At 70.5% G+C, this 1,228-nt stretch carries 1 protein-coding gene and 1 pseudogene; both read right to left on the bottom strand.

Annotated features, from left to right (window positions below; translation table 11 throughout):
* A pseudogene (locus tag AC5RUJ_RS16680) lies at positions 1 to 196 on the bottom strand (hypothetical protein); the annotation flags it as partial.
* 9 nt (positions 197 to 205) lie between these two features.
* Positions 206 to 1,228, bottom strand: a 1,023-nt coding sequence (locus AC5RUJ_RS16675) for an MATE family efflux transporter (RefSeq protein WP_494156292.1), incomplete at its 5' end; no start/stop codon positions are given.

The raw sequence follows: 1,228 nt of genomic DNA, 5'->3' as shown, positions 1-1,228 counted from the left end.
CAGCGGCCGGCTTGCGCGCCAGCAGCCAGACCGCCCCGCCGCTGAGCAGCAGGAACAGCCCGCCGGCCAGTGCCATCACGGTGCGGTCGGGTTCCTGCCAGAAGATAGTGGTGGCGCCAAAGGCGGCGGCCACCAGGGCGCGGATCAGGACCGGCTGCCAGAATACGGCCGCTTGGGTAGTACTCGGGATCGTCACGGTTCAAGCCTAGTGTGCCCCGGTGACCATCCACGCATCGTTGCGGACCCGCCAGCCGAGCGTGACCGCGCGGGCCGCGGTGTAGCCGAGCCCGAAGGCCGCCCACAGCCAGACGAGTCCCGCCGTGCCGGTCAGCCCGGCCGTGGCCACCCACACCAGCAGCGGCGCGTACGCCAGCAGATTCACCACGCCGGCAATGGCCAGGTAGCGCGCGTCGCCGGCGCCGATCAGCACGCCGTCGAGGACGAAGACGAGGCCGCAGATCGGCTGGCTCAGGGCCAGCAGCCAGATCGCGGCCGTAAACGCCTGGTGGACGGCCGGGTCGGAGGTGAAGACCCAGCCGAGCACCGGCGCCACCGCCGCCAGCAGCAGGCCGGTCACCACGCCGAATCCCACTCCCCAAACGATCATCCGGCGGGTCAGCGAGTGTGCCAGCGCCTTGTTCGAGGCCCCGAGTTCCTTCCCGATCAGGGCCTGCGCGGCGATGGCGATGGCGTCCAGCGCGAAGGCCAGGAAACTGTACATCGTCATCACCAACTGGTGGCCGGCCAGGCTCACCGGTCCCTGCGAGGTGGCCACAAAGACCGTCGCGAGCAAGGCAATCCGCATGCTCAGGGTCCGGAGCATCAGCCAGGAGCCCACGTGCGTGGTGGCCTTCAGGCCGACCCAGGTGGGCCGCAGCCGCACGCTGTGCCTGACGGCTCCGCGGTAGACGATGACGAGGTAGACCGCCGCCATGGCCCACTGGACCAGGCTGGTGCCCATGGCGGACCCGGCCACCGAGAGCCCCATCCCATAGACCAACAGGAAGTTTAGGCCGATGTTGGCCAGGAAGCCGATGCCGGCGACCAGCAGCGGGGTCTTGGTGTCCTGCAAGCCGCGCAACACCCCGGTGGCCGCCAGCACGATCAGCATGCCCGGCAGGCCGGGCATCGACCAGCGCAGGTAGTCCACCGCGAACCCCTGCACCTGCCCGCTGGCCCCCATGGCCGCGGTCAGGTCCGGGGCGAAAGCCCAGCCCGCGGCGGCCAG

The organism is Arthrobacter sp. Y3223164 (genome assembly GCF_059091005.1).
Note: the sequence above shows the minus strand (reverse complement) of the source record. Positions and strands in the feature narration are given on the sequence as shown.